This is a genomic window from Motiliproteus coralliicola, from assembly GCF_003345655.1.
Classification (GTDB): domain Bacteria; phylum Pseudomonadota; class Gammaproteobacteria; order Pseudomonadales; family Balneatricaceae; genus Motiliproteus; species Motiliproteus coralliicola.
The window spans coordinates 693,421-708,709 of record NZ_QQOH01000001.1 but is presented as its reverse complement, the minus strand read 5'-3'; the positions used below and the strand labels follow the sequence as shown (position 1 = coordinate 708,709).

The window sequence follows — 15,289 nt, the reverse complement described above, 5'->3', positions numbered from 1 at the left end:
TCCTCAGGCACTCTTGGCCGCAGTTACGCCGGGCTGCTCGCCGACCTTGTAGGTCTCTTTGATCTCGTAACTCTGGGTGTCGCGGGTGATATTGAAAAACTTGCGACAGCCGCTGGCATGAACCCAGAGCTCGTGGTGCAGGCCGCGAGGGTTATCGCGGAAATAGAGAAACTGGGCCCACTCCTCATCGGTACAGTTGTCCGGGTCCAACGGCCGAGCGATATGGGCCTGACCTTTGGCGTGGAACTCCTCCTCTTCGCGATGTTCTTCGCAGTGGGGGCAATAGATCAAAAACATGGGAATCCTCCTCCGGTCAGTGGGCGACGCCGGCCGCGCCGTGTTCGTCGATAAGGGAGCCGTCGTGGAAACGGAACATGGAGAACGGTTTGGCCAGCTCGTGGGCCTCGCCCTTGGCCAAGGTGGCGGCAAACACGTTGCCTGATCCCGGGGTGGCCTTGAAACCACCGGTACCCCAACCGCAGTTGAAGAACAGGTTCTCAACCGGGGTGTCGGAGATGATCGGACAGGCATCCGGACAGGTATCGACGATACCGCCCCACTGGCGGTTCATCCGCACCCGGCTGAAGATCGGGAACAGCTCAACGATCGCCTGGATGGTGTGTTCGATGGTCGGGTAGGAACCGCGCTGACCATAACCGGTATAGCCGTCGATACCGGCACCGATCACTAGGTCGCCCTTGTCCGACTGGGACACATAACCGTGGACATGGTTAGACATCACCACGGTATCCAGAATCGGCTTGATCGGCTCGGAAACCAACGCCTGCAGCGGATGGGACTCGAGCGGCAGCTTGAAACCGGCCATCTTGGCCAGCACGCTGGAGTTACCGGCCACCACGCAGCCGATCCGATCGGCATGAATGGTGCCGTGCTGCTTGGTTTCGACCCCGATGGCAGCGCCATCTTCGGTCAGGATGTCGATCACTTCGCACTGCTGGATCAGATCGACCCCGAGCTGATCCGCCGCGCGGGCAAAGCCCCAGGCCACCGCATCATGACGGGCCACACCGGCACGGGGCTGCCAGGACGCACCCATGACCGGATAACGGGTGTTGTCGCTGCAATCCATGATCGGCACGATCTCGGAGACCTGCTTGGCATCCAGCACTTCGCCATCGATACCGTTAAGGCGGTTGGCATTGACCCGACGCTCGATATCACGCATATCCTGCAGCGTGTGGCCCAGGTTCAATACGCCCCGTTGGGAGAACATCACGTTGTAGTTCAGGTCCTGTGATAATCCTTCCCAGAGCTTCATCGCATGCTCGTACAGGTGCGCGGCCTCGTCCCAGAGGTAGTTGGAGCGAACGATGGTGGTATTTCGTGCCGTGTTGCCACCGCCCAGGTACCCCTTCTCGATCACCGCGATATTGGTGATCTTGTGCTCCTTGGCCAGGTAATAGGCCGTCGCCAGCCCGTGGCCGCCACCGCCGACAATCACCACGTCGTACTTTTTCTTGGGCTTGGGATTGCGCCAGGCCCGCTGCCAGTTTTCGTGGTAACTCAGGGCGTGTTTGAGCAGCCCGAAACCCGAATATTTCTGCATTGTGTTAGTCCTCATGATTCATCCCTGCCTTTCAAAGTGCAGGTATTGGTTTCGGTCGGTCGATCAACACTCGATCACGTTGACCGCCAGCCCGCCCCGAGACGTTTCTTTGTATTTCTCCAGCATGTCCTGACCGGTTTCGCGCATGGTGTGGATCACCTTGTCCAGCGACACGAAGTGCTCGCCATCACCCCGTAGCGCCAGGGTCGCGGCATTGATCGCCTTCAGCGCCGCCATGGCGTTGCGCTCGATGCAGGGCACCTGCACCAGCCCGCCGATGGGGTCGCAGGTCAGACCCAGGTTGTGCTCCATACCGATTTCGGCGGCATTCTCCACCTGCTCCGGCGAGCCACCGGTCACCTCCGCAAGGCCCGCAGCCGCCATGGCACAGGCCGAACCCACCTCGCCCTGACAGCCGACTTCGGCGCCCGAGATCGAAGCGTTTTCCTTGAACAGAATGCCGATCGCAGCGGCAGTCAGCAGGAAGCGGATCACCCCCTCCTCGTTGGAGTTGGGGCAGAAATTGATGTAGTAGTGCAGCACCGCCGGGATGATCCCCGCCGCACCATTGGTCGGCGCCGTGACCATTCGACCACCGGCCGCATTCTCTTCGTTGACCGCCAGGGCATAGAGATTGACCCAGTCCATGGCGCCCATCGACGGCGTGATCAGGTCCATCCGGGTACGATTGTTGAGGCTCTGATACAGGGCCGCCGCCCGACGCTTGACCTTGAGTCCGCCCGGCAAGGTGCCCTCGTTATGGGTGCCGTTATGGACGCACTCCTGCATCACCTTCCAGATCTCAAGGATGCCTTCGCGCACCTGCTCTTCGCTGCGCCAGACCTGCTCGTTTTTCAGCATCACTTCGGCGATGGAAAGACCGGTCTCGCGACAGATCTGCAACAGCTGTTCGCCGGTGCTGAACGGGTACGGCAGTTCGGTTTGGTCTTCGACGATCCGATCGGTCCCGACCGCATCCTCATCGACCACAAAACCGCCGCCAACCGAGTAGTAGACCTTATGACTGATCACCGTCCCCTGGGCATCGAACGCGGTAAAGCTCATGCCGTTGGCGTGAAACGGCAACGATTCGAGTCGGTGATAGATCAGGTCCTGATCTTCCTGGTAGCTGATCGGATGACTCCCGGCCAGTTTTAGCTGAGCAGTACCGCTGATCACCCGGCTGCGGGGTTGAACGATGGCGGGGTCGACGGTTTCGGGCAGGTGCCCTTCCAAACCCAGTAATACCGCCGGCCCGGAGCCGTGGCCCTTACCGGTTGCTCCCAGAGAGCCGTACAGCTGCGATTGAACCCGTGCGACCTGGGTTATCAAGCCATTCTGCTCAAGCGCGGTGGCAAAGAGATGGGCGGCCTTCATCGGCCCCACGGTATGAGAACTGGACGGACCGATACCGATCTTCAGCATGTCGAACAGACTGATCGCCATGGCAGAGTCTCCTGTACCGCCCGGTGTCCCGGGCGGGTTGTTTCTTGTTGTTCTGTCAGGGTGTGGCGTTAACCAGAGCGCCTCAGCGATAGACCGGATAATCGGCACAGAGGCTGGTCACTTTCTGCTTCACCTCGGCAATAGCCTCGTCGGCGCTACCGCTCTGCATGGCATCGAGGATGTCGGCGATCCAGCCACTGAGTTCGCGGCACTGCGCCTCTTTCATGCCCCGAGTGGTGATCACCGGTGAGCCAATACGCAGCCCTGAGGTCACAAACGGCGACTGGGGGTCGTTCGGCACCGCATTTTTGTTAACGGTGATACAGGCACTACCCAGCGCAGCATCGGCATCCTTACCCGTCAGCCCCTGCTTGATCAGACTGAGCAGGAATAGATGGTTTTCGGTGCCGCCGGAGACGACGTCGTAGCCGCGCTCGATAAACACCTCGGCCATCGCCTGGGCATTGCGCACCACCTGTTGCTGGTAGGTTTTGAATTCAGGCGACAGCGCTTCTTTGAAAGCCACCGCCTTGGCCGCGATCACGTGCATCAACGGCCCGCCCTGGCCTCCCGGGAAAACGGCTGAGTTGAGTTTCTTAACCAGATCATTGAGATCAGAGTGACCGTTGTCCTGAGCCAGAATCAGGCCACCACGGGGGCCGCGAAGGGTCTTGTGGGTGGTGGTGGTGACGACATCGGCGTAGGGCAGCGGGTTCGGATAGAGACCAGCGGCGACCAGCCCGGCAACGTGGGCCATGTCGACAAACAGATAGGCGCCCACCTCGTCGGCGATCTGGCGGAAACGGGCCCAGTCGACGATCTGCGAATAGGCGGAGAATCCGGCGACGATCATCTTCGGCTGATGTTCACGGGCCAGGGCTTCGACTTGGTCATAGTCGATTTCACCGGTCGCCTCGTTGAGACCGTACTGAACCGCGTTGTAGATCTTGCCGGAGAAGTTGACGTGGGAACCGTGGGTCAGGTGGCCACCATGGGCCAGACTCATGCCCAGTACGGTATCGCCGGGATTGACCAGCGCCATATAGACGGCGGCATTGGCCTGGGAACCGGAGTGCGGCTGCACGTTGGCGTAGTCGGCACCGAACAGCTCTTTGGCACGATCGATCGCCAGTTGCTCAACCACATCGACATGCTCGCAACCGCCGTAGTAACGCTTCTCGGGGTAGCCTTCGGCGTACTTGTTGGTCAGCAGCGTCCCCTGGGCCTGCATCACACGGGTACTGGTGTAGTTCTCCGAGGCGATCAGTTCGATGTGGGCCTCCTGACGTACCTCTTCCTGCTCAATCGCGGCCCACAGCGCGGGGTCGAAGCTTTCGATGTTGTCACTCTTGCTGAACATTCTTTTTATTCTCCCGTTGGGGGCCTCCGGCCCCGTTGTCTCGATACCCGTGGCATTCGGCGCCGATGAGGCGACTGGCCGTAAGGGTTGGAAATCATCTTAGGGAGGGCAAGGCGAGCGAAACTGTCTGACAACGACTCGATGCTGCGGATTTACGACAGTGCTTGCAGATAGCGACAACAGCTGCGTATTTGCGACAAGGCTGTCGCATACAGCGACTCAGGCTTGTGAAAATTTGTAAATCATATGTAAACGGATCGGGCGACCTGATCGCCAACCGATAAGGAACCGTCAAACAACCACCGCTCCCCTAACCATAACCATAACAAAGCCGCAAGACGTCGGCTGAACAAGGGCCAGCAATGATGGAAACTGAAGCCAGTATTCTTGTCGTCGACGATGAGAAAATGACACGCCAATGCCTGAACAGCTACTTCGAGGAGGAAGGCTACCGGGTATTCAGCGCCGAAACCGCCGAACAGGCCGAAGGCATTCTACGCAGCGAGATGATCGATGTACTGCTGCTCGATATTCGCCTGCCGGGTAAAGACGGTCTGACATTGACCCGTGAGCTGAGAGTCAACAGCGAGGTCGGGATCATCCTGGTTACCGGACGCCAGGATGAGGTAGATCGACTGATCGGACTGGAGTGCGGTGCCGATGAGTACATCACCAAGCCATTTAATCCTCGCGAGATCCTGGCCCGGACCAAAAACCTGGTACGCCGGGTCCGCCACTGTACCGATGCCAAGCCCACCGATGCATTGATGCATAACTTCAAGCAGTTTGACCGCTGGAAGTTGAACATCGACCGGCGCCAACTGATCGATGAGCATCAACATCCGACCCAGCTGACTGACGGTGAGTTTCAGCTACTGAACTGCCTAATCAATCATGCCGGCCAGGTGATGAATCGGGAACAGATCATGGAGCAGATTCGCGACCGGGAATGGGTTCCCAGCGATCGCACCGTGGATGTGCTGATCGGGCGGCTCAGGCGCAAGCTCAACGATGACCCCAGCAACCCGAAACTAATCCTGACCGTTCACGGTACCGGCTACCTGTTCACGCCGAGACCGACGGAACTCACATGAACGCCCGCCTCGCTCGGTGGCTACAGTGCAGCCTGATCGTTCTGTTGCTGCAGGCCTCTGGAACAGTCAACGCCCAGACACCGGTGATCAAAGCCTGCGGCCACCCGTTCTATCCGCCGGTTTCCTGGGTACAGCAAGGGCAGTTGCTGGGGGTTGCCCCCAAGGTCAGCCAGCTACTGTTCAATGCCTTGGGCTACGAGGTCGAACTCCAGGCCGAGAGCAACTGGAAGCGCTGTCTGCGCCAGGTCGAACAGGGTCAGGTCGATATCGTGGTGGCCGCCTATCGGATAGCCGAACGCGAACGCTACCTGCATTTCAGCAGACAGCCGGTGATCAGTGATCCGATCAGCCTGTTTATCAACCGCCAACACCCGTTTAGCTTTGATCGGTTAGAAGACCTCGAGGGTAAAACCGTCGGTTTACTTCTGGGCGATAGTTTCGGCGACAAGTTCGATCGTTATCTGCGCGACCACACCCGAATCGAGTACGTATCAAGCGGGCTGCAAAATTTCGGCAAGCTGGCCTTGGGTCGGATCGACTTTATGCCGCTGGGGCGCCTGAGCGGCGAGCTGCAAAGCCAAAAACTGGGCTTTAACCAGATCGTGCCGCTCGACCCTGTGATCAGCACCGAGTACTACTACCTCGCCATCGGCCACCACAGTGGCCTGGCCCACCACCTGCCCGAGATCGACCGGCATCTGACCCGGATGCGTCAAGACGGTACCCTCACCCGCCTGATTCAGAAACAGAGCCAACGCTACCTGGCTCCCGATCAATGAGCCTGCCCATGTCTGATCGCCTATCGATGCGTCTTCAAAACCTGACTGGCTATGCCCAGAAACACCCTCTGGGCTATCGAATCCTCGGTTACGTACTCGCCACCGGAATCCTATTCACGCTCTGTGCAACCGCGCTGCAACTGAATCTGGATTATCGTCGTGAACTACGCTCCCTTGAACATCAGGCCGAACTGATCCAGTCCAGCTATCTGGAGACCCTGGCAAAGAGTTTATGGGATCTGGATAGGGCCCAGGTTGAGCTGCAACTCAAAGGGATTAGGAGTCTGCCCGATGTAGGACACCTCCAACTCAGTTACCAGGATCGTCTCGGTGCTTTCACGCCTACAACCAATGAGTCGAACCTCCCTTCGCACCAGCTTGAGCGCAAAGCCTTTGATCTGGTGCATCTGTCGGCCTCAGGTGAGCGCTATCCGTTAGGACAGTTGGAAGTGTTCTTCGATATCCAGGCCATCGATCAGCGAGTGTGGAAAAACGGCCTCAATACCCTGCTGAGCCAGACCCTATTGGTAATGCTGATCGTGCTGGTGATCGTGGTGATCTTCTATCGTTTGATCACCCGACACTTGGAAGCGATGGCCGATTACAGTCACCAGATCGGAGCCGGCAGACTCGATCACCCGCTGCAGCTAGATCGTATCGCCCCTCAACAGCCGGATGAGCTGGATCAACTGGCATCGGCCCTGAACGAAATGCGCCAAGCGATCCGCCATGACCGTCAGCAACGGGACGAAGAGCAACAGGCACTGCGCTATAACCGCGACAAGTTGCAGACGATGGTGGAACGGCGCACCCGGAGCCTGCAACAAGCCAAAGAGGCCGCCGAACAAGCCAACAACGCCAAGTCACAGTTTCTGTCGACGATGAGCCATGAGATCCGCACCCCAATGAACGGCATGCTGGGGATGATCCAGCTGCTGGAAAAGAACGACCTCGGCAGCGATCAGAACGACCAGGTCAAAGTGCTTCACGAAGCTTGCGATGCGCTGCTGGAAACCTTCGATCATGTGCTGCAATACGGCCAACTGGTCGAAGGTGCCTATGTCGCCGAAGAAACCCATTTCACTCTATCAACGCTGCTCAATAGTCTGATCACCTTGATGGGACCTGGAGCAGAACAGAAGCAGTTGGCGCTAAACCTGCAGATTGATCCTGGCATCAACGATGATTGTTTGGGCGCCGCTGGCGCGCTGCGGCAGATACTGACCAATCTGTTATCCAATGCGATCAAATTCACCGACTCGGGATCGGTTAGCCTAGCTGCAGCTCAGCTAAGTGGCGACGACAACAGCCAATGGCTGAGACTGACGGTGCAAGATACCGGTATCGGAATCGATCCTTCGCTGCAGTCACTGATCTTCGATCGCTTCACCCAAGCTGATGACAGTATCACCCGACGTTTCGGCGGCAGTGGCCTGGGATTAACGATCTGCAAAGAGCTGGCCGCCGCATTGAACGGCCGTATTGGGCTGGACAGCGATCTGGGTGAAGGCAGCTGTTTCTGGCTGGAGCTGCCTTTGCGCATTGAACCCGCTCCTCAACAGATAGCACCACCACCCCAACCCGCCAGCCGCAAAGAGATCCTGCTGGTGGAAGATATGCGGATCAATCAACAGGTAGTGCTGGGCTTACTGGATCATTACGGTCACCGGGTCACGGTGGTAGAAAACGGCCCCGACGCCGTCGACATCGCCATGCAGCAGCGGTTTGATCTGATCTTGATGGATATGCACCTGCCCGGGATCAGCGGTCTTGAGGTCAGCCGCAAAATTACCGCCGATCCTAACTCGGTGAATCAGCACACGCCCATCGCGGCACTGACTGCCAACGTACGCCCTGACGATGTCCACCGCTACCCCGAGGTCGGTATCCATCATGTGATTGCCAAACCGGTCAAAGAACAACAACTGCTCGACTTTATTGATCAATCGGGTCAAGTTCCCTTTGCGACTACGACCACGTCGGCAACCACAACAACACCCACCAGCACCGTCATCGAAACCACACCATTGGTCGATCATTCGGTGTTGGACATTCACCGCAAACTGCTGGGTGACAAAAAGCTGGCTGCCCTAATGGAAAGCTTCTGCGAGGTGTACCAAGAGCTATGGCCAGCCCTGCTCAAAGGCCTGGAAGACCAAGACCCGGTCGACTGCGCCGAACTGGCCCACAAGCTCGCTGGTGCTTGCGACACCCTGGGGTTTATTCGCGCCAGTCGATTACTCAGACAGCTTGAAGTCGAGGCCGAAGACGGGGAATTACCAGTGAACGGGCAGCCAGATATTGAGTTGGTTGAGGCTTTAAGGGGTTCAATGAGGATGGCGATAAGCAGTTGTCGTTGTTAACTAAGCCGAACCGAACATTCGAACTATGGAGCGCCATCAATTGGGTCAAAGTGAGAATCAGCTTCAGGCAGGCTAGCAGGCAGCTATCGCCCCAAAGCTGCCACTTTAAGTTTCCTCCCCCTGGACAATCAGTCTGAGCCTGAAAGTGGACATGCGGTCTGCTTGGTTATGACAACTGCGTGTCCAAAAGCGATATCACAGAGCATGCGGAAGATTAACGACTACTGGTCATGAATACAGCATATCTAAAGGGCTGAGAAAAAGACGCACGTTTTGCCAAAACGGGCTGCACGGCTTGCCCTGGCAAGTTTCCATCAAATCCTGCATGATCAGTGCCTTAGGGAAAGCAGGCACCGAGATACTGTGCCACCCCATCAAGATATATGCGCATGCTCGTTTTCATAGGAGGAAGATGACAGGTGTTTTCTAATCTTCCTTTCTATTCAGCTACTTGCCAACCTGTATTCAGGACATCGATATGGCAAAACGAGCGCGCACAAGAATAAAGCTGTTATGAGCTTTAGAAGTTTCTAAAAAGGATTGAAATGGAAATGATCGAACATACTGAAAGTCCTTATGGAAAGAGCAAAGAGTTCTCCACGGACAAACACGGAAATGAAGTGCGTCTAGGCGATGATATTCGAGTCCTAAAAGTCGATGAAAGAATATTGGCACCTCTACCAGAAGATGAAGTGGAAGAGTTAAAGTCCTTTATTGGTGAAGTTTTCTCCGTTGTCCATATAAATACTGATAATTCAGTTCTTGTAGAAAAAGAGTGGCGGTCAGGTGATGAAGTAATGGGTCACGGGCTCGCTGTATTTCCAGATCAATTTGAGGTTGAAAAAGGTGGCTCATAACAAGGGTGTTAAGTTGCTCCCTTCGGTCGCTGGGACCTCGCTAACGCTCGGCCCCTTACACTATCGTTATCGCTGAGTCGCCAGCGGCTGCTTTGTGTTGGTCAGTGCCACCTGAAACCCTCGATAACTAGAAGGCAGTTGCCGCCCCAAACCGGACGCTCAAGCCTTGATTATTGACTTAAAAAAATGCTCGCGACAGTACAGCTCAATAGCAGCCCAGATTCCGACACCAACTAGGCATACAACGAAAGAGATCAAGCAAAAGGCCAACAAGTAAACCATTGCCGGTATGTTGGTTGCGACGAACGGTAATCCCCCCGAAAACAGCGGTGCTCAAAAGTAGAATTTTCTCGTAATCTAAACGCAGGAGATTCTGCACATCGGCGAACAGGGCGGTACGACTCATCCCTCCACGCCCTGACTCTTCAGGTAGTCGTCGTAGCTGCCGTGGAAGTCGTTGATGCCGGTGGGGGTCAGCTCGATGATGCGGGTCGCCAGTGAGGAAACAAACTCACGATCGTGGCTGACAAACAGCAGCGTGCCGGAGTAGTTTTCCAGTGCCAGATTGAGTGACTCGATCGATTCCATATCCAGGTGGTTGGTAGGTTCGTCCAGCACCAGCACGTTGGGGCGTTGCAGCATCATCTTGCCGAACAGCATCCGCCCCTGTTCCCCACCGGAGATCACCGTGACCGACTTATCGATCTCCTTTTGCGAAAACAGCAGCCGGCCGAGGGTACCGCGGATCACCTGTTCGTCGTCCCCCTCTTTGCCCCATTGCCCCATCCAGTCGAGCAGGGTCTTGTCTATCTCGAAGTCGGCGGCGTGATCCTGGGCGTAGTAGCCCATGGCGACGTTTTCCGACCACTTGATGCTACCGGCACTGGGGGTGAGATCACCGGCTAGGCAGCGCAGCAGGGTGGTTTTGCCGATTCCGTTGGGCCCGATGATAGCGATGCGTTCACCGACTTCGACCATCAGGTCGAGGCCGCTGAACAGGGCTTCATCATAGGACTTGCCGAGTCCTTCCACTTCCAGCGCCAGTCGGTGCAGCTTTTTATCTTGCTCGAAGCGGATAAAGGGGTTCTGGCGGCTGGAGGGTTTAACCTCCTCGAGCTGTATCTTGTCGATCTGCTTGGCGCGCGAGGTAGCTTGCTTCGACTTGGAAGCGTTGGCAGAGAAGCGGCTGACAAAGGTGCGCAGTTCGGCGATCTGAGCCTTCTTCTTGGCGTTATCGGCTAGCAGCCGTTCACGGGCCTGGGTCGCTGCGGTCATGTATTCATCGTAGGAGCCCGGGAACAGTTGCAATTCGCCGTAATCCAGATCCGCCATGTGGGTGCAGACGCTGTTCAGGAAGTGACGGTCGTGGGAGATGATGATCATGGTGCAGGTGCGGGCGTTGAGCACCCCTTCCAGCCAGTGGATGGTGTGGATGTCGAGGTTGTTGGTGGGCTCGTCCAGCAGCATGATGTCAGGTTCCGAGAACAGCACCTGCGCCAGCAGCACCCGCAGTTTCCAGCCGGGCGCCACTTCGCTCATCGGGCCGAAGTGCTGCTCCAGCGGAATCCCCACCCCCAGCAGCAGTTCACCCGCACGGGACTCGGCGGTGTAGCCGTCGAGCTCAGCAAATTCCGCCTCCAGTTCGCCGGCGCGGATACCGTCGGCCTCGCTCATCTCCGCCTTGGCGTAGATGGCGTCGCGTTCCGCTTTGATTGCCCACAGCTCCTCGTGGCCCATGATCACGGTGTCTACCACGCTGTATTTCTCGTAGGCGAACTGGTCCTGCTTCAGTTTGCCGATCCGTTCGTGCGGTCCCTTGGAGACGTTACCGACACTGGGTTCCAGATCGCCGCCGAGAATCTTCATCAGGGTGGATTTGCCGCAACCGTTGGCGCCGATTAGGCCGTAGCGGTTGCCATCGCCGAACTTGACGGAAACATTTTCAAAGAGGGGTTTGGCGCCAAATTGGATGGCGAGATTTGCGGTGGTCAGCACAGTCAGAATCCGGAATGGAGGAGTTAACGCGGTACGCCCTGTGGGCGAAAAAGCAAGAAGGCGCGGAGTATACACGGTCTGAGGTTCGGGCGATAAGGGACAGACCACGAGAATCGTCACGTAGTTCGTTCCATCGGCTTCAATTGGACCAACGTCCGCTTACTGGAAAATAGGTTTATTCAGAAGATCCCTAGCAGATGGATCGTCAGCGACAGAAGAGTGTTGATAGGAGACTCCTAACAAGCGTTGCCCCAATGTCCGCTTTTGGGCGAAACCAGCCTCTCATAGATCCTTGTTCAACAGATTGTTTTGGGTTATTGCAGATATTGGCTTTAAGCATAAGAAAAGCGACGCCGCCCTACTCCTCCAAAATGAAGGAGCGGGCGGTTGCCAGACTATGGGAAGTTCCGTCAGCTAGGGTTATCCCATCAACCAGTTCGGCAGGAACAGTGATACTTCCGGCACATAGGTGGTGATCAGTAGGGTCGGGATCCATGCGAACAGGATCATCATCAGCGTTGGGTACAGCATCGCCTTGACCGGCACCTGAGTTACACGTGAGCCTAGATACAACAGCGGCGCGGTCGGTGGGGTGATATTACCCATCCCCAGGTTGACGCCGACAATGGCAGCAAACTGAATCGGGTCAACCCCCAACTCCAACACGATCGGGAACAGCAGCGGTGACGCCAGCAGCACGCCGCTGACATCGTCCATCAGCATCCCCACCAGGATCATCACCACGTTAATCATGATCAGCACGATGATCGGGTTGTCGGACACCGAGAAGATCAGCTCTTTAGCCAATTCAGGGATGTCTTCGAAGATAAACAGTCGGCTGACGATCATCACCATAAAGAACATCACCATCACCACACCGGTGGTGGTGGCCGATTGCACCAGGGCTTCTTTGAAGTTGCTGACATTAAGGCCCTTATAGATAAAGAACCCGACTGGAATGGCATAGATCACCGCGATACCCGCCGCTTCGGTCGGCGTCATGATACCGCCGTAGATGCCGCCAAGAATCATAAACGGCATCAGCAGCGCCGGCAGCGCGAAGCGGGACTTTTTCACCACGTCGCCCACCATGTCATCCGAGCGGGGCATCACCTTGATATCCTTGTGTTTGCGCAGCATCACGTAGTTGACGATACACAGCAGCACCACCAGGATCATTCCCGGCACGATGGTGGCCAGAAAACACTTCAGTACCGATTGGCGGGTTACCCAGGCATAGATGATCTGGATCGCACTGGGCGGGATCAGCAGTCCCAACGGCGCCGCGTTGGTGATCAGCGCGGCCGACAGCCCTTCGGGGTAATTGGCCTTGCGAAGCTGCGGCATCATGATGCTGCCGATACAGGTCAGGGTTGCGGTGGCGCTACCGGCGATGGAGCCGAATACCGCACTGGCACCCACCGAGGTATAAGCCATACCGCCTTTAAAGCGGCCCACAAACAGTTCGGCCAGTTCCACCAGCGGCTGCGCAATCTTGCCGCGCTCCATGATGGTGCCCGCCATGATAAACAGCGGGATGGCCAGCAGCACCAGCACGTTCATGCGCCAGTGGCCAGAAGTGAGAAAACCGGCCGGATCGTGGTCGCCGGTCAACGACATATAGATCAATGCCAGGCCGAAGGCGAACGGCACCGGAATACCGGCCACCAGCGCCAGGCAGATCACCAGAAGTGTCAGCAAAATAAGCATAATAATTTTCCGTTTTGCAAAGCCCGACACGCAGCTCGCCAAAATAGGAAAGCTGTACGGCATTCAGGCGTTGAAAAGCTTGGGATAACGGGATCGAGCAGCGGATTAGCAACCGCCCTATCAACGGTGACGGACCGGGCTACAGATGGGGCGGTGCCTCATCGGCCTCCCATTCTTCGGTCGGGCCATCGCGTAAACCGCTATACAGGTGCAGCGCGGTGTAGAAGGTCATCAACACAAAGCCGAGAAAGATGCCCAATTTGGGGATCGCAAAAGGCAATCCCAGACCGGTGGTGGTTTGCCAATCCGGGTAGTAATTGACCTCCTCCATCAGCATCAACCAACCCCAGTAGGTCAGTACGCAACCAATCAGTACTTCAACAAACAGCGTGATATTAATCACGATCCATTTGGTTCTGAGGTTATCGATTAACGATAAAAGGAAGTCGGCTTTGACGTGGGTATTCTCATAGCTACCCATTGCGCCGCCCAGAAAGTAAACCCAAAAGGCGATCATCAGCACCCACTCTTCGTAGGCAAATAGATCCGCATCAAATAGGTAACGTAAAATTACGACGCAGAAGAAAACTGCAGCCATCACCAGGCTGGCTGCAGCCAGAAAATATTCTTTGGCCCGTAGAAGAATATTTACCAGCCCGCCGATCGGTTTCGGTATATTTAAATGCATACCCCACCCTTGTATTCATTATTGTGCAGGCAAGAGTCTGATCCCCTGTCGATTAAACAGATCGTTGTTCGAATCAGGATCAGTCAGGAAGACGGGCCATCACGTTGAAACACGGATGGCCCAAACGAAGCGCTAGGATTCGTGGCTATCAGATATCCGCGACAACCTGATCCAGCACCTCTTTACCCAGGCGCTCTTCCAGCTTCGGCCAGGTTTGGGTACGGATCTTCTGGGCGATCGCACTGCGCTCAGCATCGCTCAGCGGCAGAATCTCAACACCAAAGGCTTCCAGCTTCTTCAGGTTGGCCAGATCGTTCTCCCGACTCCAATCGACAAAGGTGGCGGCCGCTTTGGCGAACACGTCGGCGACAACCTTACGCTGCTCGTCGTTCAACTTTCTTTCCCAGGTCTTTTTGCTGGCGTAGTAAGCGGTATTCTCGACGAAGGCGTTGTAAGGTACGTAGTGACTGATGGCTTCTTTGAAGGTGGTGTAGGTCGCCTCAGGCGTCGCACCAATCATGCCGTCAACCACCCCTTGCTGAATCGCCGGGAAGGCATCACCCCAGTCGATGGTGGTGGTGGTATAACCCAGGTCATGGGTTGCCAGCTTGGCCGCCTGGGCGCTCCAGACGCGAACATTCTGGCCCTTGGCGTCGGTGGATTGGTAATTGTCCGGCTTGGACGATGACATCACACCGATAAAGCCTTCACCAGTTACGCCCAACAGTTTCAAACCCAGGCGGTCCATGCGCTGATCGAACAGGTTGTAGAAGTTGGAGCCCGGGCTGAATACCTTTTCCATCTCATCGTAACTGGAGACCAGGTACGGCAGTGAATTGATCTCCAGCACCGGATCTTTGTGGCTGTAGACGAAGGCGTGAACAATATCGATGCTGCCGCGAACCGCCTCGCCCATCAGCTGTTCACCGGATCCCAGCTGACTGGCCATATGAAGTTTGACTTTGAGATCGACACCGGCGCCCTCCAGATCTTTCTTAATCTGGCGCATCACTTCGGAAGCATACTGGTCAGGGGCATGGGTAGTGGCAATCCGCAACGTAGTGGCGGCCTGGGCTGAGGTTGCCAGCGTAGCGCCAATCATCAACGTTCCTGCGGTAATGGCTTTGAGGTTGAAGCGGTTAAACAGTTTCTTCATGGTATGCTCCACATCATTCTGTAGATGGTTATTTTTATTTTGCATCGCGAAGGAGTTGCTTAATTAAAAGCGGGCGGATGAACTCGTTTTCTTATTCTCCGTCCCCTTTCCATCGTCGGCGCTTAATTTTTATAACCCTCACTGACGCAATGTGCCACCCCACGAAAAACAGCGAATTTATTTCAAATAAAGTGAGTTGTTTTGAGATGTAAACAAGAAATAACAAGCCGCTCTATAACGCTGTTTTTACAACTCAAAAACCATTACCAAGCTA

Annotated in this window: 12 protein-coding genes; 4 read left to right on the top strand and 8 right to left on the bottom strand. The window is 56.1% G+C overall.

The genetic code is table 11. From position 1 onward, the window contains the following. Positions 1–3 precede the first annotated feature (3 nt). The 4 genes from DV711_RS03175 to glyA all read right to left on the bottom strand — a co-directional run bounded on the left by DV711_RS03175 (position 4) and on the right by glyA (position 4,373). Positions 4–297: a sarcosine oxidase subunit delta family protein gene (locus DV711_RS03175; protein ID WP_114694191.1), complete on the bottom strand. Its 294-nt coding sequence runs from the start codon at positions 295–297 to the stop codon at positions 4–6. Between the two features lie 16 nt (positions 298–313). Next, complete coding sequence (locus tag DV711_RS03170) at positions 314–1,567, bottom strand: sarcosine oxidase subunit beta family protein (RefSeq protein ID WP_114694190.1); 1,254 nt, start codon at positions 1,565–1,567, stop codon at positions 314–316. Between the two features lie 63 nt (positions 1,568–1,630). After that, positions 1,631–3,013: an L-serine ammonia-lyase gene (locus tag DV711_RS03165; RefSeq protein ID WP_114694189.1), complete on the bottom strand. Its 1,383-nt coding sequence runs from the start codon at positions 3,011–3,013 to the stop codon at positions 1,631–1,633. Between the two features lie 82 nt (positions 3,014–3,095). Then, a complete protein-coding gene (glyA, locus tag DV711_RS03160; protein WP_114694188.1) occupies positions 3,096–4,373 on the bottom strand; it encodes a serine hydroxymethyltransferase in 1,278 nt (425 codons plus the stop codon). Between the two features lie 362 nt (positions 4,374–4,735). On the opposite strand from glyA, the gene DV711_RS03155 reads away from it, so the two are divergent. The 4 genes from DV711_RS03155 to DV711_RS03140 all read left to right on the top strand — a co-directional run bounded on the left by DV711_RS03155 (position 4,736) and on the right by DV711_RS03140 (position 9,466). Next, positions 4,736–5,467: a response regulator gene (locus DV711_RS03155; protein WP_207802518.1), complete on the top strand. Its 732-nt coding sequence runs from the start codon at positions 4,736–4,738 to the stop codon at positions 5,465–5,467. Beyond that, a complete protein-coding gene (locus DV711_RS03150; protein WP_114694187.1) occupies positions 5,464–6,246 on the top strand; it encodes a substrate-binding periplasmic protein in 783 nt (260 codons plus the stop codon). The genes DV711_RS03155 and DV711_RS03150 overlap by 4 nt, the downstream gene beginning before the upstream one ends. Positions 6,247–6,254: 8 nt before the next feature. Next, positions 6,255–8,609, top strand: coding sequence for an ATP-binding protein (locus DV711_RS03145; protein ID WP_165839981.1), 2,355 nt, complete (start codon positions 6,255–6,257; stop codon positions 8,607–8,609). A gap of 545 nt (positions 8,610–9,154) precedes the next feature. Beyond that, entirely contained in the window at positions 9,155–9,466 is a 312-nt protein-coding gene (locus DV711_RS03140) for a hypothetical protein (protein ID WP_114694185.1), read from the top strand. A 402-nt stretch (positions 9,467–9,868) separates the two neighbouring features. Here DV711_RS03140 and DV711_RS03135 read toward each other — a convergent pair whose 3' ends face one another. The 4 genes from DV711_RS03135 to dctP form a co-directional block, all read right to left on the bottom strand. After that, complete coding sequence (locus DV711_RS03135) at positions 9,869–11,461, bottom strand: ABC-F family ATPase (RefSeq protein WP_114694184.1); 1,593 nt, start codon at positions 11,459–11,461, stop codon at positions 9,869–9,871. Positions 11,462–11,881: 420 nt separating this feature from the next. Then, positions 11,882–13,171: a TRAP transporter large permease gene (locus tag DV711_RS03130; RefSeq protein WP_114694183.1), complete on the bottom strand. Its 1,290-nt coding sequence runs from the start codon at positions 13,169–13,171 to the stop codon at positions 11,882–11,884. 139 nt (positions 13,172–13,310) lie between these two features. Next, a complete protein-coding gene (locus tag DV711_RS03125) occupies positions 13,311–13,859 on the bottom strand; it encodes a TRAP transporter small permease (RefSeq protein WP_114694182.1) in 549 nt (182 codons plus the stop codon). 148 nt (positions 13,860–14,007) lie between these two features. Further along, the gene (gene dctP / locus DV711_RS03120) at positions 14,008–15,015 is read right to left on the bottom strand and encodes a TRAP transporter substrate-binding protein DctP (protein WP_165839980.1); all 1,008 of its coding nucleotides are present in this window, start codon (positions 15,013–15,015) and stop codon (positions 14,008–14,010) included. Positions 15,016–15,289: the final 274 nt, after the last annotated feature.